This window comes from Pedobacter cryophilus (assembly GCF_005116455.1).
Lineage (GTDB): Bacteria > Bacteroidota > Bacteroidia > Sphingobacteriales > Sphingobacteriaceae > Pseudopedobacter > Pseudopedobacter cryophilum.
In genome coordinates this window covers 741364-761937 of sequence record NZ_SWBP01000001.1, presented here as the reverse complement: position 1 = coordinate 761937, position 20574 = coordinate 741364, and the positions used below count along the sequence as shown (strand labels likewise).

Genomic DNA, 20574 nt, shown 5'->3' with positions numbered 1-20574 from the left:
ATGAATTTAAATGTTTCTTAAAAACCATAGTCTTTGTCAAAAAATGACATTCACTCTCATAAAAAAAGTTTCGCTTATTAAAACATAAAAAAAGCACCTAGAAAACTCATCTAAATGCTTTTAAAAAATTTATGCCCCGCTATTATGCCATTGGAACTTCTATCACCAATATTTTAACATCTTCTTGAGCGGTAATTTCTACTTTTTCAGTTTCGTAAACACCTAAAGCATCTCTGCTACTTAAATCTTGGTCGGCAGCTTTTGCTTTTCCATCCAAAATAAAAACATAAACGCCATTTTGTTTACCGTGTAAATCATAAGTAAGTGTTTTTCCAGCGTCTAAATTGCTCAAAGAAAAATAGGCATCTTGGTTAATCCAGATATTTTTTCCGTCTTTTTCAGGTGAAACCACCGTTAAAAACTGATTTTTCTTATCCTCTTCTGTAAAAGATTTTTGCTCATATCTTGGAGTGATATCCTTTTCTTTTGGGAAAACCCAAATCTGTAAAAATTTTACAGGCTCAGTTTTAGATTCATTGTATTCTGAATGTTGAATGCCAGAACCCGCCGACATAATTTGTACATCTCCTTGTTTAATGATGGCCTCTCTACCCGTACTATCGTTATGTTTTAAAGCGCCTTCTAGCGGGATGCTTACAATTTCCATATTATCATGTCCGTGAGTCCCAAAACCCATTCCCTGCTCTACAAAATCATCATTCAATACTCTTAACAATCCAAAATTCATTTTCTCTGGATCGTAAAACTGACTAAAACTAAATGAATGATAGCTTTTTAACCAACCTCTGCTTGCAAAGCCTCTTTGCTCGGCAGGATGAAATATTGTTTTCATATTTTATTCGTTTACTAATTACATGTTTAAACATACAAATTTTATTCCAAACTCTAAATACGTACTTTTGTTTTATTATTTAAGCAATTATGAAAACATCAGCAATAGTTTTAGGCGCAAGCGGACTAATTGGCAGTCATTTACTGACATTACTCCTAAACGACCCTCATTTTGATAGCATTAAAATATTTGTCAGAAAATTATTACCTATTCAGCATCCAAAACTGATTCAAATTGTTACAGATTTTGAGCATTTGGAATTGAAAAAGGAAGAAATAAAGGCCGATATAATATTTTGTTGTTTAGGTTCTACCCAAAAGAAAACGCCGGATCTTGCTATTTACAAAAAGATAGATCATGATTATCCCTTATATTTTGCTAAGGAAGGTCTAAAAAATGGACTGCGTCAATTTCATTTGGTTTCTGCATTAGGCGCCAATTCAAAATCGGCGAACTTTTACACTAAAATGAAAGGAGATACTGAGGAGGATTTAAAGAAACTAGGCATCTCGTCTTTACATATATATCAACCTTCTTTTTTAAGAGGAAATAGGAATGAGAATCGTCCGCTAGAAAAAATAGCACTTGTACTAATAAAAGTGATTGATCCGTTATTGATTGGATCTCTTAAAAAATACCGCAGTATTGCCGCTGAGGATGTTGCCAAAGCAATGATAAATGAATCTATTAAAAATAAAAAAGGCATCTTTGTACATCAATCAGATCAAATTAAAGAATTAGTGTGAGTATCGTATCAGCAGAACAATTAAGCCATGCATTTAATGACCATTGGCTTTTTAGAAATTTAACTTTCGGACTACAACAAGGGCAACGCGTTGCTTTGGTTGGAATAAATGGTGCCGGAAAATCAACCCTTTTAAAACTTCTGGCAGAAAAAATAAAACCAACAGAAGGAAAGGTTGTCAAAGAAAAAGACATTCGTTTTGGTTATTTAGAACAAGACCCTCAGTTTGAAGCCGGGCAAAGCATCAGCGATTTCATTTTTAGTATGGATAATCGTTCGCAACAAATCATAAGAGAATATGAGGAATTATTAGAACAAGAAAATCCAGATGTTGATGAGATTAATCGTTTAACAGAAGAGTTGAGCAATTTAGAAGCTTGGGAATATGAACATCAAATTAAGACTATTTTGGGTCGTTTAGATATTCATCATCTTGATCAACAAATAGACACCTTATCTGGTGGTCAGCGTAAACGCTTAAGTCTTGCAAAACTTTTAATAGATGAACCTGATGTTTATGTCATAGATGAGCCAACCAATCATTTAGACATTGACACCATAGAATGGCTAGAAAGCTTTTTAACTACTGGAGGCAAAACCATTTTAATGGTTACCCATGATCGTTATTTTTTAGATAATGTTTGCAATGAAATTATAGAATTAGAAAACGGCACTGTTTATACCTATAAAGGAAAATATGCTTATTATTTAGAGAAAAAAGCAGAGCAAGACGCTATAAACAGTGCGGTATTAGCTAAAAACAAAAACCTACTCAAAAAAGAATTAGAGTGGATGCGCAGAATGCCTCAAGCCAGGGGAACCAAATCAAAAGCAAGGATAGATTCTTTTTATGATTTGGAAACCAAAACAAAAGGGCAATTTATCAAAGAATCTGTTACGCTTGATGTGAAGGTAAGCCGACAAGGCAAGCAAATTTTAGAATTACACCATATTTCTAAAACCTTTCAGGAAAGAAACATTATTGATAATTTCTCTTATGTTTTTAAAAAGGGAGACAAAATTGGTTTAACAGGTAAAAACGGAACGGGAAAATCAACGCTATTAAATATCATTACCAATGAATTAAAACCAGATGCTGGCAACGTAGTCATTGGAGAAACCACAGTTTTTGGTTATTACCATCAATCTGGTTTAAGTTTTGATGAAAGTGAAAGAGTGATTGATGTGGTAAAAAACATTGCCGAATACATCACCATGTCTGACGGTAAAACCATATCAGCATCACAACTCCTCACCCACTTTCTTTTCCCTCCTAAAAAACAACATGGTTTTGTGAGTTTACTAAGTGGTGGTGAAAAAAAGAGACTTCATTTAATGAAGGTGTTGATCAAAAATCCTAACTTTTTAATTTTAGATGAGCCTACCAATGATTTAGATATAGATACCTTAAACGTATTAGAGGAGTTTTTAGAAACCTATCCTGGTGTATTACTTTTAGTTTCTCACGACAGGTATTTGGTGGATAAACTTACTGAGCAACTTTTCGTTTTAGAAGGCAATGGAGACATTAGAATTTACAATGGAAACTATTCATCTTATCGCTTTGAACAGGAATTATTAAAATCTAAAACAAAAGAAGAGAAGCCTGCTCCTGTTGTAGAAGTAAAAAAGGAAACTGTAAAAAGCAAATTATCATACAAAGAACAAAGAGCAATTGAACTCTTAGAAAAAGAGATTGCCGATTTAGAAGCCACAGTAGAAAAACTGACTAACGAGCTAAATAATCCAAATGCCTCTCATGAAGAATTAATAGCTCTTTCTAAAACAATAGAGGAAACAAACACTTTGTTAGATGAAAAATCTATGCAATGGATCACTTTAACTGAATTAGCGTGAGTGTAGCAAACTGGGTGGCATCATTAGGTGTTGGTATATTATTAATTGCTTTCTTCTTGAATATTTTTGGCTACGTTGATAATAAAAGCAAGCTTTATGCCTTATTAAACGCCATTGGCGGTTTAATAAGTTGCTATGCTTCTTGGATGGTTGACTTCTACCCTTTTGTTGTTTTAAATATCATTTGGTCTTTTACAGCTATTCTTTCGCTTTTTAAAGGAACTGTTTCACGTGAAACATTCAACAAGAAGTCATGATTGGCTGATAAATTTTATTGAAAAATATAAGCTGTATCTTTATAAAATCAAAATGTTTCACGTGAAACATTATATAAATTATGTTTAAAAAATACGATGTTATTGTAGTTGGTGCTGGTCATGCTGGTTGTGAAGCGGCGGCAGCGGCGGCTAACTTAGGTTCTTCTGTTTTATTAGTCACCATGAACATGGGCACTATTGCACAAATGAGTTGCAACCCAGCAATGGGCGGCGTAGCAAAAGGACAAATTGTAAGAGAGATTGATGCCATGGGTGGTTATTCTGGAATTATTTCGGATAAATCAACCATTCAATTCAGAATGCTGAATCGCTCTAAAGGACCAGCAATGTGGTCGCCAAGAACACAAAATGATAGAATGCGTTTTGCAGAAGAATGGCGTTTAGCGTTAGAAAAAACACCAAATGTTGATTTTTGGCAAGACATGGTCTCTAGCCTAATTGTTAAAGACAATAAAGTTTGTGGTGTTGTTACATCATTAGGTGTAGAAATAGAATCCTCATCAGTTGTTTTAACTAACGGTACTTTCTTAAATGGGGTAATCCATATAGGTGAAAAGAGAATGGGTGGCGGTAGAACAGGAGAAAAATCAGCTACGGGAATTACTGAGCAATTAGTAGAATTAGGCTTCGAATCTGGAAGAATGAAAACAGGTACGCCTCCAAGAGTTGACGGAAGATCATTGGATTATTCTAAAATGGAAGAACAATGGGGAGACGATGATGGTGGCAGATTCTCCTACACAGAAGTAGAGAAACCTAAGGAACAAAGATGCTGCTGGATTACCTATACCAATGCGGCTGTACATGAAGCTTTAAAAGAAGGCTTTGAAAAATCTCCCATGTTCACGGGTAGAATTAAAGGTTTGGGTCCTAGGTATTGTCCTTCTATTGAAGATAAAATAAACCGATTTGCAGAAAGAGAAAGACATCAAATATTTGTAGAACCAGAAGGTTTTAATACAGTTGAAATCTACGTTAATGGATTCTCGACTTCCTTACCCGAAGATGTCCAACAAAAAGCATTACGTTTAATTCCTGGTTTTGAAAATGCCAAAATGTTTAGACCGGGTTATGCCATTGAATATGATTTCTTCCCTCCTACGCAATTAGGTTTAAGCTTAGAAACCAAACTGATTCAAAACCTATTTTTTGCCGGTCAAATTAACGGTACCACAGGATATGAAGAAGCAGCAGCACAAGGTTTCATCGCAGGAATTAATGCGCATCAAAAGGTAAATGAAAAACCAGTTCTTATCTTAAAAAGGTCTGAATCATATATAGGTGTATTAATTGATGACTTAGTGACCAAAGGAACGGAAGAACCTTACCGCATGTTTACCTCGAGAGCAGAACACAGATTGCTGTTGAGACAAGATAATGCAGATGAAAGGTTAAGTCCAATAGCGCATCAACTTGGATTAATTAATGATGAGAGATTAAATAAGGTGAATGAAAAAATTGCAAATTCTTTAGCCATTGTTCAGTTTATGAAAGAACAATCTATTAGCAAGGAAATAGCCAATCCTATTTTAGAAGCTTTAGAAACATCGGCGATAAGCCAAAGCGCAAAACTTCATAACCTATTAGGCAGACCACAAATTTCGATTAACGATCTTAGAAAAATGAGTTTGGATTTAGATGACTATTTAAATCAGTTTGATAGAGAAACTATAGAACAGGCAGAAATTAAAATTAAATACGATAGCTATTTTGAAAAAGAATTAGAGATTGTAGGTAAAATGAAAAAGATGGAAGACAAGGAAATCAATCCCGAATTTAATTACCATCAATTACAATCGTTGTCAAAAGAAGCTAGAGAAAAGTTAATGAAAATAAAACCTAGAACTTTAGGTCAGGCTTCTAGGATTTCGGGTGTTACTCCTTCTGATGTGTCAGTTTTAATGGTTCATATCTCAAAATAAATATAAATACTTGTTTATCAGTTGTTTAAATAAATAAAAACGCTTACTAAAATTATTTGATTATAGCGCCTATTTTTATTTCCGAGACATAATCTTCATAAAAAACTAAAAATTCGTTAAATCGCTTATAAATAAGCTTAAATAAAAAACCAGTGAAAAAGCATTTTATCTTCTCTCTATTTTTGGCTTCTTTGCTTTATTGCTCATGCGCAAGTTTACAACAACCGCAAGGTGGTCCTCGAGATACTGAGGCTCCAAAAGTTTTGAAGGAAACTCCAAAAAATTTAACAAGAAATTTTAAAGGTGATAAAATAGAAATTGAGTTTGACGAATATTTTAAACTGACAAATGAATTTACGGAGATTAGCGTTTCTCCATCAATGGAAATTCCTCCGGTTTTTAAAACCAAACAAAAAAGTTTAGAAATTACGTTTAAAGATTCTTTAGAAAAAAACACAACTTATACAGTAAACTTTGGTAAAGCGGTACAAGATGTAAATGAATCTAACCAGTTAAAAAATTACAGCTTTGTTTTTTCTACCGGCCCAACTTTAGATTCTTTACAGATAAATGGAAACGTGGTGAGCTCAACTGACAATAAACCGGTTAAAGATGCAACGGTTTTTATTTTCCCTTTAGCTAGAGATACATTATTTGCTAAAAAAAGAGCTTCCCTTTATACCACAACAGATAGTGCAGGAAACTTTAGCATCAAAAATTTAAGAGATCAAAAATATACCATTTACGCCTTAAAAGAAACCTCACCAGATAGGATTTACAATAGTGCCAATGAAGAAATTGCATTTTTAAAAGACCCCATTAACCTAATCAAAGACACCAGCAATATTGTTTTAAAACTATTTAAAGAAGTTCCAGAGCAATTTAGAATTGTAGATAGAAAAATAGATAATGATGGCAAAATTTTAATTATTGCAAATAAACCCGTTAATAAACCGTCTATAAAATTTTTAGACGGTGATATTAAAGATCCCATTATTGAGTTTTCTGCAAAAGGAGATACTACTCAAATTTGGTTAAAGGAAATTACTTTTGATTCGCTTAAAGTATCTATCAATAGTGATAATAAACCTTTAGATACGCTTGTTTTTAAAAGAGGTAAGAAAGATACTTATCAAAGAATCATCACTTTTAGTAATAACCTATCTGGAGGGAAAATAAGACCAGGAAATACACTAAATATTACTTTTAACATTCCAATTGCTACAATTGATATGAATAAAGTGGACCTGTTAGAAGATTCTGTTCCAAAAAGAAATTTTAACATTAAGAAAATAGAAACCTCCGCAAGAAAATATGCCGTTACCTATCCTTGGGTTGTTAAAAAACGCTATACTCTGAGCTTTCAGGATAATGCCATTCAAGATATTTATGGTACCAATAACAAAGCTATAAAACTTGATTTTGAATTAGATGAAATTGAAAATTATGGGACTTTAAGTTTAAACATCAGCAAAGAAGATAGCGTTAAAAACTATGTTGTTATGTTATTAACTGATAAAAACATCATTTATAAAGAAACGCCAATTACAAGCAATACCACCATTGTTATTAAAAATATCCCGACGGGAAAATATACTGTAAAAGTTGTGGAGGACAGTAATAGCAATGGAGAATTTGATACTGGAAATGTGAAACTTAAAATTCAGCCTGAGAAAAGTTGGTTCTATGAAAAAGATATTGTGACCAGAGCCAATTGGGATAGAGAAGAAAAAATAGTGATTCCTAAGGTTTTTTAGAAGTGTTAAGGATTGAAGCGGTATCTTTTTTTGCCCTCAAAAAACATGCAGATTGGCAAAAAAAATTTAGCATAAAGCCTGACCCGAAGTATTAGATTTTGTTATATGCTATGCACTTAATAGAGGGTAACACCCAAATATTTATTTAATAATTACTTAAACCAACCCGCATACATCACATAATTATGTGGTAACTTCTTTAATAATTCTCTTTGCTCATCGGTTATTGGTTTGATTTTTTTAGCTGGAACGCCGGCATATAAATAGCCTGATTCACAAATGGTATTTTCTAAAACAATGGCTCCGGCGGCTATAATTACAAACTCTTCTACTACAGCGTTATCCATAACGATTGCACCCATACCCACCAAAACGTGATCATGTAAAGTACAACCATGAACCAAAGCATTGTGCCCGATAGAAACATAACTACCAATAGTTGTGGCTGCCTTTAAATAAGTAGCGTGAATTACAGCACCGTCTTGAATATTAGTATAATCTCCAATTTTAATGTAATTAACATCTCCCCTTATAACGGTACTAAACCAAACCGAACAATTATGTCCCATGGTTACATCTCCAACAATTGTCGCATTATCTGCAATAAAACAATCATCTCCCCAAACAGGAATTTTATCATTTACTGATCTTATTAATGGCATATTATAGAATTGTGTCGGTTAATTTTTCAGTATGATTTGGGTAATCTGTTGTATAGTGTAAACCTCTGCTTTCTTTACGTTCCATTGCAGATTTGATGACAATATAAGAAACCTGAATTAAGTTTCTCAACTCGCAAAGCTTTACGGATAACTTAGTTTTCTTGTAAAAATCTTCTGTCTCTTCATAAAGTAAACCTAATCTTCTCATCGCTCTTACCAATCTAAAATCAGAACGGACGATCCCTACATAGTCACTCATCATTTTTTGCATTTCTCTAATATTATGAGTCACCAAAATATCTTCGTTAGAGAGTTGCGTATTTTTATCATTCCAATCTGCTATTCCTTCTGGAATGGTGAATTGATTTAATCTATCTTTTGAATCTAAGTAAATACGATGTGCAAAAACTAATGCTTCTAATAAAGAGTTGGATGCCAAACGATTAGCACCATGTAAACCTGTGGAAGTTACTTCGCCACAAGCGTATAATCGCTTTAAAGAAGATTGACCATTTTTATCTACCAAAACTCCACCACACATATAATGGCAAGCTGGTGTAACAGGAATCATATCTTTTGTCATATCTAAACCAATAGATAAACACTTCGCATATATATTAGGAAAATGATTTAAAATATCTTCTTTTTTACGATGTCTGATGTCTAAATAAACAAAATCATCACCAGATTTTTTCATCTCTGCATCTATGGCTCTTGCAACAATATCTCTAGGAGCTAAAGATCCTCTTTCATCATATTCATACATAAACTCCTCTCCGTTTCTTCTTTTTAAAACGCCACCATAACCTCTTACAGCTTCGGATATTAAAAAAGAAGGATATTCACCAGGATGATATAATGCTGTTGGATGAAACTGAATAAATTCCATATTTCTTACTTTCGCTTTCGCTCGATAAGCCATTGCAATTCCATCACCGGTTGCAATAGTTGGATTGGTTGTTGAACTATAAATATGACCTGCACCGCCGGCAGCTAATAATGTTATTTTAGACAAAAACTTATCAATTTTACCCGTTTTTGTATCTAAAGCATAAGCTCCATAACATTCTATATCATCAGATTGGCGAGTAACCATATCTCCTAAATGATGTTGCGTAATTAAATCAACAACAAAATAATGAGTTAAAATTTCAATGTTAGGGTTCTCATGAATTTCTGCTAATAAAGCTCTTTCAATTTCAAAACCAGTAATATCCTTATAATGTAATACCCTGTGTTCAGAATGTCCACCTTCTTTTGCTAAATCATAAACGCCTCCTTTAGTTTTATCAAACTTAGTTCCGTACGCTATTATTTCATTAATTCTATCTGGACCTTCTTTAACTACTATCTCAACAATCTCTCTATCACATAAACCATCGCCAGCAATTAAGGTGTCTTGAATATGTTTTTCAAAAGAATCTTCTTCTTTATCCACAACTACAGCAACACCACCTTGGGCATACTTGGTGTTAGATTCATCCTCATTAGACTTTGTAACTATCAGAACTTTACCATGTTTTGCAGCCTTAAGGGCAAAACTCAATCCCGCTATACCTGATCCTATTACCAGGAAATCCACATTTTTCATATCTATTTTCTTAATTATAAACATTACAAAAAGCAATGTTTATAAAACACTTAAAGGTGTTAATTTTGTGTAAGCAAATTATTAAAACTTTTACTTTTTGTTTATAACTATGTACAATGTTACATGAGTCATCATTTTTTAAGGAACTTACTAGGTCAATTATTTATAGTAATTAACGTTTACAAAAGTATATTCATTCACAGTATAAAAAGTTAAAATAAATACGGTAATTTAAAACCCTGCTGATAATCAGCATTATAATATTAATTAAATGTTAATAACATGTTGGTTCATTTTAATTAGTAACTCTTCCTAATTAAAGCTACACAACTTATACACCAAACTAACATCTTAATAAATAATAAGTTCTTCTACATATAAAAAATTGATTGTTATTAGAAAAGTGGAAAAAGCTAAATTTTGAATTTATACATTTGAACAACGAAAAATGAATACAGCTGAAGAAATAAATTTAAAAGGTTTTGTTGATGAATACATTGACCCCACCTTAGACTTATTTAAGGAAATAGAAATTCTTAAAAAGGAAAAAAATGCAGTAATTCTTGCTCATTATTATCAAGAATCTGATATACAAGATGTTGCAGATTATATTGGAGATAGTTTAGGCTTATCTCAACAAGCTGCTAAAACTGATGCAAAAGTGATTGTTTTTGCGGGTGTGCATTTTATGGCCGAAACTGCTAAAATTTTATCTCCTGATAAAAAAGTATTATTACCAGATAGTAAAGCCGGATGCTCTTTATCTGATAGCTGTCCGCCTCATTTATTTAAAAAGTTTAAAGAGAAATATCCTGATCATTTGGTGATTACTTATGTGAACTGTACTGCTGAGCTAAAAGCAATGAGTGATATTGTTTGTACATCAAGTAATGCGGTTCAAATTGTAAATAGCTTACCTAAAGATCAAAAGATCATATTTGGACCAGATAAAAACTTAGGCGCTTACGTGATTAAGAAAACTGGTAGAGACATGGTTTTATGGAATGGTGCTTGTATGGTTCATGAAATTTTTGCCAGGGAAAAAATAACCAAATTAAAGCAACGCCATCCTGAAGCTAAATTTATTGCGCATCCAGAGTGTGAGGAAGCTATTTTAGAAATGGCAGATTATATAGGTTCTACCACCGGATTATTAAACTATACCATTAGTAATCCTGCTCAATCATTTATAGTAGCTACAGAATCAGGAATTATCCATCAAATGGAAAAATCAAGTCCTGATAAAACTTTTATTCCTGCTCCACCAAATAATTCATGTGCTTGTAATGATTGTCCACACATGAAAAGGAATACTTTAGAAAAGCTTTATTTATGCTTAAAAAATGAATTACCAGAAGTTGATGTTCCACGTGAAATAATAGAAAAAGCAAGAAAACCAATAGAAAGAATGCTAGATATTTCTGCTAGTTTAGGATTATAAAATTAAGATGATGGCGTTCCCCAATGAAAAAAATGGGGCGGGCTATACATTCATACGCCACAAGGCCTTAAGCTTTTGGCCGGTATCCATTTCTATCCCTAACGCAGCTTTACCCATGAAAAAAATTGTTTACTTATTACTAATCATTTTAAATTTTGCCTCATGTATTTCAAATAAAAAATACAATGAAAAACTGATGAGTAAACATTCACCAGATCAACTTCAAAAAGATCTTTCTATTATTAAAACAAGTTTAGAAGAAGCACATCCTGGTGTTTATTGGTATATCAAAAAGGAAAAGCTAGATTTTAAATTTGATAGCATAAAAAGTTTATTAAAAGATTCTATGAATTCTGTTGAGTTTTATAGATTAACAGCACCTTTAGTTTCTGAAGTAAAATGCGGGCATACCCGATTAATCCATCCGGGATTAAAATTAAATAAAGAACAAAAAGCAGCAATAAAGAAAAAAGGAGAAGCACCAATTACTCAATTAAAATATAAAGTAGAAGGAAATCAATTATTTGTGGTATCGGCAAATAAAGCCTTAACTCATATTAAACCTGCTATGGAAATATTATCAATTGATAGCATTTCTACTCCTACCATTATTAACAGTCTAAAAAAATTATACTCATCAGATGGATATAATACCACATTTTATGATGAAGTACTTAATAAAACTTTTCCTAATTATTACTACTTAGCTTACCCTAAAAAAGATTCTTCTTTATTTATTTTAAAAGATAGCAGTGGTTTATGTGGAGAATGGATATACAATCTTAAACCAAAACCAGCGGTAAAAAAGCAAAGTGAAGAAGAAAAAATTAAACAAAAAGAATTAGCAAAGCAGCAAAAGAGAGTCGATAAAAAAAATAGGTATAAAGGTTTTGACGAGCAGAAAAAACCACTTTTAGATTTTAAAATTGACAGCACTTTAAATTCAACTGCTGTTTTAAAAGTTAAAAGTTTCTCTTTCTCACACAGTAATTTTAAGAGGTTTTTTAAGGAAACATTTACAACCATCCAAAATGAAAAAATAGAACATCTGATATTAGATTTAAGAGGCAATGGTGGTGGAAACCTCATGTATTGCAATTTATTATTTAGGTATTTATACAACCAACCCCATAAATTTACTGGAAGAGCGAGTATGGCAACAAGGTATTTTTCGACTGGAAAATATGTAGATCATACGCTAATAAACAGGTTTACTGGTATTTTTCCTTTCATTTTTGTTAAAAAAGATAATCAAGGTTTTTATGATAAATTACCCACTGATAAAGCAAAGAAACCTAAAAAATTAACTTATAATGGTAATTTGGAGGTGTTAATTAATGGTTATTCATTTTCGGCAACTTCATTATTATCATCCAATCTAAAAAAAGTAAACAGAGGTATCTTTATTGGAGAAGAAACTGGAGGAGGCTTTAACCAATGTACGGCAGGAAGCATTCCTTTATTAAGTTTACCTAACACCGGTTTAAAGTTAAGATTGCCTTTAAAAGTAATACAGATAGCTGAACCTATAGATTTAAAAGGAAGAGGTGTTTTTCCAGATATTGAAGTTAAAACAACACTTGAAGATATTTTAAAGGGTAAAGATGTGGTGATGGAAAAAGCGATTGATAAAAGTAGTCAGAATTTGTATTGATCAGATTAATGGATTAATTGGATGCTGTAAGGAAATCCAATCTATCCTATCATCCTAATAATCTATATTCAGGCAATAATTAGTCAGAATCAGGATGAATCATATGAATGGATTAATAGGATACTTTGAAAGGTATAATCCAAATTATCCCTTAATCCAAAAAATCCAAGTTCATACAATATTTAGCCAAATATAACGATGATTTGCATGTGTAATTAGTAAATATCCAAATCTAACACCAGATTAAGATTAGTTAGTGCTATAATAACTGATTAACTTTTTATCCATTTTTTATTTGTTTCTTTATAAAATTATTCTATGTAAAATCCTTTTAATGAAAATAAAACATTACTTCGTAATCATTTTCTTATTGCTATTAAAGCAAAGCCTAACGGCCCAAACCTGGCAAGCTTTAGGTCCTGATGATTTTGGACAAGCTAGTTATGGTATAGCAGCATACACTAGTATCGCCTTTAATGGTAACGTCTCTTATATAGTTTATCGAGACGCAGAAAATAGCAATAAAGCCACGGTGATGAAATTGAATGCAGGAGGAACCGCATGGGAGGTAGTAGGAACCGCTGGTTTCTCAGCAGGCTCAGCAGCATACACTAGTATCGCCTTTAATGGCAGCGTTCCTTATGTGGTTTATCAAGATGGAGGAAATAGCTCTAAAGCCACAGTGATGAAATTGAATGCCGGCGGAACGGAATGGGAAGTGGTAGGTACGGGAGGTTTCTCAGCAGGCTCAGCACTTTATACCAGTATCGCCTTTAATGGCAGCGTCCCTTATGTGGTTTATCTAGACGGAGGAAACAGTAGTAAAGCCACGGTGATGAAATTGAATGCCGGGGGAACTGCATGGGAGATAGTAGGAACCGCTGGTTTCTCAGCCGGAACAGCAGTACACACTAGTATCGCCTTTAATGGCAGCGTTCCTTATGTGGTTTATCAAGATGGAGAAAATAGCTTTAAAGCCACGGTGATGAAATTGAATGCTGGCGGAACAGCATGGGAGGTAGTAGGTACAGCAGGTTTATCAGCAGGCTCAGCAGCATACACTAGTATCGCCTTTAATGGCAGCGTTCCTTATGTGGTTTATCAAGATGGAGGAAATAGCTCTAAAGCCACAGTGATGAAATTGAATGCCGGCGGAACGGAATGGGAAGTGGTAGGTACGGGAGGTTTCTCAGCAGGCTCAGCAGCATACACTAGTATCGCCTTTAATGGCAGCGTCCCTTATGTGGTTTATCGAGATGGAGGAAATAACTCTAATGCCACGGTGATGAAATTGAATGGAGGTGGAACCGCATGGGAGGTTGTAGGAACCGCCGGTTTCTCAGCTGGAACAGCAGATTACACGAGTATAGCTTTTAATGGCAGTGTCCCTTTTGTGGTTTATCGAGACGGAGGAAATAGCAATAAAGCCACGGTGGTGAAACTGAATGCCGGCGGAACCGCATGGGAGGTTGTAGGAACCGCTGGTTTCTCAGCAGGAACGGCAACTTTCACCAGTATCGCTTTTAATGGGAGCGTCCCTTATGTGGTTTATAGAGATGGAGCAAATATATCTAGAGCGACGGTGATGAAATTGAATGCCGGCGGAACAGCATGGGAGTTAGTAGGAACCGCAGGTTTTTCAGCCGGCTTAGCAAATTACACCAATATCGCTTTTAATGGGAGCGTCCCTTATGTGGTTTATCAAGATGGAGGAAATAACTCTAATGCCACGGTGATGAAATTGAATGGAGGTGGAACTGCATGGGAGGCAGTAGGAACCGCAGGTTTTTCAGCCGGACAAGCAGATTATACGAGTATAGCCTTTAACGGCAGCGTCCCCTATGTGGTTTATCGAGATGGAGTAAATAGCAGTAAAGCCACGGTGATGAAATTGAATGGAGGCGGAACAGCATGGGAGTTAGTAGGAACCGCCGGTTTCTCAGCCGGAACAGTTGATTACACTAATATCTCTTTTAATGGGAGCGTCCCTTATGTGGTTTATCGAGATGGAGGAAATAATGGCAAAGCCACGGTAATGAAATTGAATGCGGGCGGAACGGCATGGGAGGTAGTAGGAACCGCCGGTTTCTCAGTCGGAACAGCTGATTACACTAGTATCGCTTTTAATGGGAGCATCCCCTATGTGGTTTATCAGGACTTTGGAAATAGCTCTAAAGTGACGGTGATGAAATTGAATGCAGGAGGAACGGCATGGGAGTTAGTAGGAACCGCCGGTTTCTCCGCTGGAACAGCAATTTACACCGGTATCGTCTTTAATGGGAGCGTCCCATACGTGGTTTATCGAGATGGAGGAAATAGCTCTAAAGCGACGGTGATGAAATTGAATACAGGCGGAACGGCATGGGAGGCAGTAGGAACCGCAGGTTTTTCAGCAGGAACGGCAGGTTACACCAGTATTGCCATTGATGGTAGCGAATTGGTTGTTGTTTATGGTTCTGGAAAGGCGTTTGCTAAAAAGATTGTTTTAGGTACCTTACCTGTAAAACTTAAAAATTACACAGCGACAGTCAAATTCGATAGACAAATAAACCTAACATGGAAAACCGCCACAGAAACTAACAATAACTATTTTACCATTTCTAAAAGTAGAGATGGTAAAACCTTTGAAACTATAGGCTCAGTAAAATCTAAAGGCAATGGTGCAAATTATGAGTTAGTAGATTATGCTCCTTTTGCGGGAGCAAGCTATTATAAACTCAGCCAAACAGATTTAGATGGTAAAACAGAGGAGTTAGGAATAAAGACTGTTAATTTAAATACTTTAACAGAAAGTAATTTGTTAGTCTACCCAAACCCTGTTACTGATGGGATTATTAACATTAAGGATACAGGTTTAGAAGGGTTGCAAATACTTAAGATATTTAACACCTCAGGAAAAGAAGTATTAAAAGATAAAATTAGCTTAAACAATGGCTCAGGAACTTATAAATTGAGTAAAAGTTTAGCAAAAGGAACTTACCTTTTGAGTATTGGTGAAAAGGGTATTACAACTAAGATTTTGGTGGAATAAATAGCAAGCTTAAATTTTATAAATTTAACAAAGCCTCTGGTTAAAATCAGGGGCTTTGTTTGTGGTAAAGCATCCCAATTAATTTTCGCATTTTTGCAAATCAAAAATTGAAGAAATGTTCGAACAAACTGATAGAACCGAGATAGCAAAACTAGGAGAATTTGGCCTTATAGACCATTTAACCAAGCATATCCATATAAAAAATGAAAGCAGTATTAAAGGAGTTGGAGATGATGCAGCCGTATTAGATTTTAAAGGTAAAAAAGCATTAATTTCTACAGATATGCTGTTAGAGGGAATCCATTTTGATTTAGCTTTTACACCCTTAAAACATTTAGGTTATAAAGCTATTATGGTTAACCTGAGTGATATTTATGCCATGAATGGGATGGCTACTCAAGTCACTGTTTCTTTAGGTTTTTCGAGTAAATTTTCATTAGAAGCTATTGAAGAATTGTATGCCGGAATGTTGTTGGCTTGCGAAAAATTTAATGTAGATATTATTGGAGGAGATACTACTTCGTCCCGACAAGGCTTAGTCATCTCTATCACAAGTATTGGTTATGCAGACGAAAGCGATATTGTTTACAGAAACGGAGCAGAAGAAGGGGATTTAATTTGTGTTTCAGGAGATTTAGGCGGAGCTTATGTAGGGCTACAATTATTAGAAAGAGAAAAGCAGGTTTTTTTAACCAATCCTAATATTCAGCCAGATTTAGAAGGAAAAGATTATATCGTTGAGCGTCAGTTAAAGCCCGAAGCCCGAATTGATATTGTTGATTTATTAAAGAAATTAAAAATTAAACCAACATCTATGATTGATATTTCTGATGGTTTAGCTTCAGAAATTTTGCATATCACTCGTCAATCTAAAAAAGGATGTAAAATTTACGAAGAAAAACTTCCAATAGATCCAATGACTGCCGAAACTGCCCTGAGTTTTGGTTTAGACCCAACAGTTTGTGCTTTAAGTGGTGGCGAAGATTACGAACTGCTTTTTACCATTAAGCAAGCAGATTACGATCAAATGAAACACGATGTTGATATTTCTATTATTGGCTATATTACCGAAGAAAGTGCAGGCAATCAATTGATTACCAAAGCAGGGAACGTACATGATATTAAAGCACAAGGCTGGAATGCCTTCACATCAACACAAAGTTAAAATTTATAAAAACGTTTATATTTTATGATTACCATTAATAATTACGAAGAATTTGAAGCTTATTTAGGGAAAGATTTAGGAAGTTCTGACTGGCATAAAATTACGCAAGAGCAAATTAATAAATTTGCCGATGCTACTTTAGATCACCAGTGGATACACACCAATCCAGAAAAAGCAGCTACTGAAAGTCCTTTTAAAACCACTATAGCACATGGATATTTAACCCTTTCCTTAATCCCATATTTATGGAAACAAATAGTAAGCATCCAAAACCTAAAAATGGAGATTAACTATGGTGTAGAAAAATTGAGATTTGCCCAAGCCGTAACTGTAAATAGCGAAGTAAGATTAGTGGTAAAACTAGTTTCTATTGCCAATTTAAGAGGAATTACCAAAGCTAACATTGGTATTAGCTTAGAAATTAAAGATCAAAAAAAACCAGCTTTAACCGGTGAAGTTGTTTTCTTATATCACTTTAACTAAAAGCTTTTTTTGGAGGAATAGATAAATTTACTTTTCGCAATCAATTCCATAGCATTAGATATAAGCCAATCTATTAAATTTGGTATTCATGAATAAAACTACGTACCAAGCTGCAAAGTCCGCATCAGAAATATTAGAACAGCACTTTATCAAACATATTGGTAGTGCTGTAGAAAGTGGCGAGCAAAAGTTGGCCTCTGTTCCTAATCAAAAAAATATTGAGACCATTATTAATGCGGCTTTTTGGGCGAGTTTAAGAAAAGAAGAAGGTAATTTTCCAAAAATTTCTATCGCATTTCTTCCTCCAGAGCAAGTAGAACAACCCTTACTTTTTGGGAATAAATTGCCATTAAATTCGGCCACACTAACCAAATTAGCACCCGGAATTGAGCGAGCAGGTATTCATTTAGGTGTTTGGGAAGAAAACGGCTTCTTATATATTTGGGGTACAGCCTTAAAAATTCCTAATTATTGTTTTGTTTTAGATGTTTCAGAGCCAGCACTTATTGTTATTAAACACAGGCGTTTACACGGATTTGGAAAATACACCAACGTAGCCGTTTTAAAAGGCGACGAAATTAAAATTATAGATAAAAACTGCGGCTTTAAAAAAGATTGCCCCGCTATTGTAACCGCTTTATTAGATGTAGATTCTCCTTGCTCTTGGAATGATGGCTTAAACGTTTTTATCCAGCTGGCAGTTTCAATGAGAGCGCATCAGCATGGCGGAATTTTGTTAATTGTACCACCAAACTCTACCGAGTGGAAAAAATCTATTGTGCACCCCTTACAGTATCCAATTAACCCCTCTTTTAGTGCATTAAATGAACTTCTTCATCAAGATCACCAAGAATTAGGGCAAGCCGTTTGGCAAAGCGCTTTAAAAAGTGAAGTAGACAATATTGCTGGCTTAACCGCAGTAGACGGAGCAACAGTAATTAGCCGAGACCATCATTTACACACTTTTGGAGCTAAAATTACGAGGAAGAAAAACAGTAATGCTATAGAAGAGATATCCTATATTGAACCTGTTATGGGTGGCGAAGCCATAGATAAATACTCTACAGAAATTGGAGGAACAAGGCACTTATCAGCCGCACAATTTATTCATGATCAGCAAGATTGTATCGCAATGGTGGCCTCTCAAGATGGCCATTTCACTATTTTTTCTTGGTCGCCAATTGCGCAAAAAGTACAAGCTCACCGTATAGAATCTTTGTTAATTTAAAATTTTTTGGGCGTGTCCCTGCGGTTCGGGCTATGCGTTGCAATCTTTTTTGTTTTCCTTCGACTCCGCTCAGGATGACAAAAAAGCCTGCCCGACCGGTTCAGGCGGGGATTTCCACTGCTATCCCTCACGCAAACCTCGTTTAAAATCAAATATTAAAGCTCAAAATCAAGCATCGGCGTAAGCCTTATAAAAATTATTATCTTAGTCGATATAGAAAAAAATGGATCATCAGGTTTTTACACTCAACAACGGCATCAGAATTTTATTTAAACCGGCAAAATCTACAATTGCACATTGCTGCTTAATTATAAACGCCGGTTCTAGAGATGAAGAAAACGGGGCGCCAGGCTTAGCTCATTTTATAGAGCATTTATTGTTTAAAGGAACAGTAAAACGCAACACCAATCAAATTTTAAATCGTTTAGAAGTGGTAGGTGGAGATTTAAACGCTTATACCACCAAAGAATATACCTGCTTACAAGCGTCGTTTCTAAAAACACATTTAGAACGAGCAATGGATCTTTTACAGGATATTGCTTTCTTTTCTACTTTCCCAAAAGACGAAATGGAAAAAGAAAAGAGTGTGATTTTAGATGAAATTGCCAGCTATGAAGACCAACCAGAAGAAGCCATAAATGACGATTTTGAGTCGATGCTTTTTGCCGGACACACTTTAGGAGAAAATATTTTAGGCACTCCCGAATCTGTAAAAAGCTTTACCCAGCAAAATTTATCAGATTTTATGGCCAAAAACTATAATACCAACGAGATAATTTTTGCCATATCTGGCGCTTATAATCCCGCTAAGGTACTTAAACTAGCCGAACAATACTTTGGTTGTATTGCAAGTAATGCATCGTTAAAAAATAGAATTTCACCATCAGCTATTCAAAAGCAAGATAAGTTGGTTAAAAAGCCTATCAACCAATCTCATTGTATGTTGGGCAGCAAAGCTTATTCTTTTCATGAAGAGCAAAAAACAGGTTTATTATTACTGAACAACCTTTTGGGCGGCACAGGAATGAGCTCCAGATTAAACCTAGAAATCAGAGAAAAATATGGCATTGCATATACCATAGAATCTAATTATTCGCCTTTAAGTGATACCGGATTATTCTCCATTTATTTTGGTACCGATGCCGAGAAAGTAGAAAAAGCTTTAAAACTTACCCATAAAGAATTAAAGAAATTAAGAGAGAATAAACTAGGAACCGTACAATTGGCTCAAGCCAAGCAAAAGTTTATTGGTCAGATTGCTTTAGGCGAAGAAAACCGAATGGGCGTATTAATTTCAATGGCTAAAAGTTTATTAGATTATAACCGAATAGATTCTTTAAAAGAGGTTTTCGCAAAAATTAACAAGGTAAATGCAGACCAGTTAATAGACATTGCAAATGATATTTTTGCACCCGAAAAACTGAGTATGTTGCTATTTCAACCCGAGGAATAAAAGTGTTTTTGTATCGTTAATTGTTTTTTTAGCGTAACCACCATATAAAACGTGAACATGAAAAAACACTATCTATACTTTTTACTTCTTTCTACTTTTTTAATCATTAGTTGCAAGAAAGAAGAAATCCCTTCAATAGTTGGAACATGGGAATTGAGTAGAGAAACTGGCGGTTTCACGGGACAAACAAAAGATTTTCCTATTGGAAATGGAATTATTATAAAGTTTTCAAGTGATACTTACCAACGTTATGAAAACAATCAATTGTTAAGTAGTGGAACTTATAAATTAATGAAAGAAAATAGTTTAATAACTCGTGAAGTTGGCAATAGATTAATCTTTGATAATTCAACAAATTCACCGAGAATTTTCACTACCGTTTCAAATTCTCGATTAGAACTATTTTTAGACGCTTATGATGGTGGTGGTGTTAGTTATAGAAAATCAGAATAAA

Annotated in this window: 16 protein-coding genes; 13 read left to right on the top strand and 3 right to left on the bottom strand. The window is 34.4% G+C overall.

Translation table 11 applies throughout. The annotated features are described in order from the left end of the window. Positions 1-142: 142 nt before the first annotated feature. Positions 143-853 carry a pirin family protein gene (locus tag FA046_RS03170; protein WP_136824901.1) on the bottom strand — a complete coding sequence of 237 codons (711 nt, stop codon included), beginning with the start codon at positions 851-853 and terminating at the stop codon, positions 143-145. Between the two features lie 89 nt (positions 854-942). Here FA046_RS03170 and FA046_RS03165 point away from each other — a divergent pair, with 89 nt between their 5' ends. From FA046_RS03165 to FA046_RS03145, 5 genes are all read left to right on the top strand, one after another. Further along, on the top strand, positions 943-1599 hold the full coding sequence (locus tag FA046_RS03165; protein WP_136824900.1) for a Rossmann-fold NAD(P)-binding domain-containing protein: 657 nt from the start codon (positions 943-945) through the stop codon (positions 1597-1599). Then, positions 1596-3455, top strand: coding sequence for an ABC-F family ATP-binding cassette domain-containing protein (locus FA046_RS03160; protein WP_136824899.1), 1860 nt, complete (start codon positions 1596-1598; stop codon positions 3453-3455). Before FA046_RS03165 ends, FA046_RS03160 begins: the two co-directional genes overlap by 4 nt. After that, positions 3452-3712 (top strand): CBU_0592 family membrane protein, encoded by a 261-nt coding sequence (locus FA046_RS03155; protein WP_136824898.1) that lies wholly within the window; start codon positions 3452-3454, stop codon positions 3710-3712. Before FA046_RS03160 ends, FA046_RS03155 begins: the two co-directional genes overlap by 4 nt. A gap of 80 nt (positions 3713-3792) precedes the next feature. Then, entirely contained in the window at positions 3793-5655 is a 1863-nt protein-coding gene (gene mnmG / locus FA046_RS03150; protein WP_136824897.1) for a tRNA uridine-5-carboxymethylaminomethyl(34) synthesis enzyme MnmG, read from the top strand. Positions 5656-5807: 152 nt separating this feature from the next. Next, the gene (locus tag FA046_RS03145) at positions 5808-7412 is read left to right on the top strand and encodes an Ig-like domain-containing protein (RefSeq protein ID WP_225870868.1); all 1605 of its coding nucleotides are present in this window, start codon (positions 5808-5810) and stop codon (positions 7410-7412) included. 152 nt (positions 7413-7564) lie between these two features. On the opposite strand, the gene FA046_RS03140 is transcribed toward FA046_RS03145, so the two are convergent. Next, positions 7565-8074 (bottom strand): gamma carbonic anhydrase family protein, encoded by a 510-nt coding sequence (locus FA046_RS03140; protein ID WP_136824896.1) that lies wholly within the window; start codon positions 8072-8074, stop codon positions 7565-7567. 1 nt (position 8075) lies between these two features. Continuing rightward, on the bottom strand, positions 8076-9665 hold the full coding sequence (gene nadB / locus FA046_RS03135; protein WP_136825320.1) for an L-aspartate oxidase: 1590 nt from the start codon (positions 9663-9665) through the stop codon (positions 8076-8078). Between the two features lie 448 nt (positions 9666-10113). On the opposite strand from nadB, the gene nadA reads away from it, so the two are divergent. From nadA to FA046_RS03095, 8 genes are all read left to right on the top strand, one after another. Beyond that, positions 10114-11106, top strand: coding sequence for a quinolinate synthase NadA (gene nadA / locus FA046_RS03130; protein WP_136824895.1), 993 nt, complete (start codon positions 10114-10116; stop codon positions 11104-11106). 196 nt (positions 11107-11302) lie between these two features. After that, on the top strand, positions 11303-12760 hold the full coding sequence (locus tag FA046_RS03125) for a S41 family peptidase (RefSeq protein WP_169303288.1): 1458 nt from the start codon (positions 11303-11305) through the stop codon (positions 12758-12760). A gap of 334 nt (positions 12761-13094) precedes the next feature. After that, on the top strand, positions 13095-15791 hold the full coding sequence (locus FA046_RS03120; protein ID WP_136824893.1) for a T9SS type A sorting domain-containing protein: 2697 nt from the start codon (positions 13095-13097) through the stop codon (positions 15789-15791). 115 nt (positions 15792-15906) lie between these two features. Beyond that, positions 15907-16956 (top strand): thiamine-phosphate kinase, encoded by a 1050-nt coding sequence (gene thiL, locus FA046_RS03115; RefSeq protein WP_136824892.1) that lies wholly within the window; start codon positions 15907-15909, stop codon positions 16954-16956. A 24-nt stretch (positions 16957-16980) separates the two neighbouring features. Beyond that, entirely contained in the window at positions 16981-17439 is a 459-nt protein-coding gene (locus FA046_RS03110; protein WP_136824891.1) for a MaoC family dehydratase, read from the top strand. An 88-nt stretch (positions 17440-17527) separates the two neighbouring features. Further along, entirely contained in the window at positions 17528-18667 is a 1140-nt protein-coding gene (locus tag FA046_RS03105) for a putative sensor domain DACNV-containing protein (protein WP_136824890.1), read from the top strand. Positions 18668-18890: 223 nt separating this feature from the next. Then, positions 18891-20120, top strand: a complete 1230-nt coding sequence (locus FA046_RS03100) for a M16 family metallopeptidase (RefSeq protein WP_136824889.1) — start codon at positions 18891-18893, stop codon at positions 20118-20120. A gap of 57 nt (positions 20121-20177) precedes the next feature. Then, positions 20178-20573: a hypothetical protein gene (locus tag FA046_RS03095; RefSeq protein ID WP_136824888.1), complete on the top strand. Its 396-nt coding sequence runs from the start codon at positions 20178-20180 to the stop codon at positions 20571-20573. The last annotated feature ends 1 nt before the right edge of the window (position 20574 follow it).

What these genes read in the sequence shown, in the direction of transcription:
- FA046_RS03170 (WP_136824901.1), bottom strand. Translation starts at nt 853, where the DNA reads ATGAAAACAATATTTCATCCTGCCGAGCAAAGAGGCTTTGCAAGCAGA.
- FA046_RS03165 (WP_136824900.1), top strand. Translation starts at nt 943, where the DNA reads ATGAAAACATCAGCAATAGTTTTAGGCGCAAGCGGACTAATTGGCAGT.
- mnmG (WP_136824897.1), top strand. Translation starts at nt 3,793, where the DNA reads ATGTTTAAAAAATACGATGTTATTGTAGTTGGTGCTGGTCATGCTGGT.
- FA046_RS03140 (WP_136824896.1), bottom strand. Translation starts at nt 8,074, where the DNA reads ATGCCATTAATAAGATCAGTAAATGATAAAATTCCTGTTTGGGGAGAT.
- nadB (WP_136825320.1), bottom strand. Translation starts at nt 9,665, where the DNA reads ATGAAAAATGTGGATTTCCTGGTAATAGGATCAGGTATAGCGGGATTG.
- nadA (WP_136824895.1), top strand. Translation starts at nt 10,114, where the DNA reads ATGAATACAGCTGAAGAAATAAATTTAAAAGGTTTTGTTGATGAATAC.
- FA046_RS03125 (WP_169303288.1), top strand. Translation starts at nt 11,303, where the DNA reads ATGAGTAAACATTCACCAGATCAACTTCAAAAAGATCTTTCTATTATT.
- FA046_RS03120 (WP_136824893.1), top strand. Translation starts at nt 13,095, where the DNA reads ATGAAAATAAAACATTACTTCGTAATCATTTTCTTATTGCTATTAAAG.
- thiL (WP_136824892.1), top strand. Translation starts at nt 15,907, where the DNA reads ATGTTCGAACAAACTGATAGAACCGAGATAGCAAAACTAGGAGAATTT.
- FA046_RS03110 (WP_136824891.1), top strand. Translation starts at nt 16,981, where the DNA reads ATGATTACCATTAATAATTACGAAGAATTTGAAGCTTATTTAGGGAAA.
- FA046_RS03105 (WP_136824890.1), top strand. Translation starts at nt 17,528, where the DNA reads ATGAATAAAACTACGTACCAAGCTGCAAAGTCCGCATCAGAAATATTA.
- FA046_RS03100 (WP_136824889.1), top strand. Translation starts at nt 18,891, where the DNA reads ATGGATCATCAGGTTTTTACACTCAACAACGGCATCAGAATTTTATTT.
- FA046_RS03095 (WP_136824888.1), top strand. Translation starts at nt 20,178, where the DNA reads ATGAAAAAACACTATCTATACTTTTTACTTCTTTCTACTTTTTTAATC.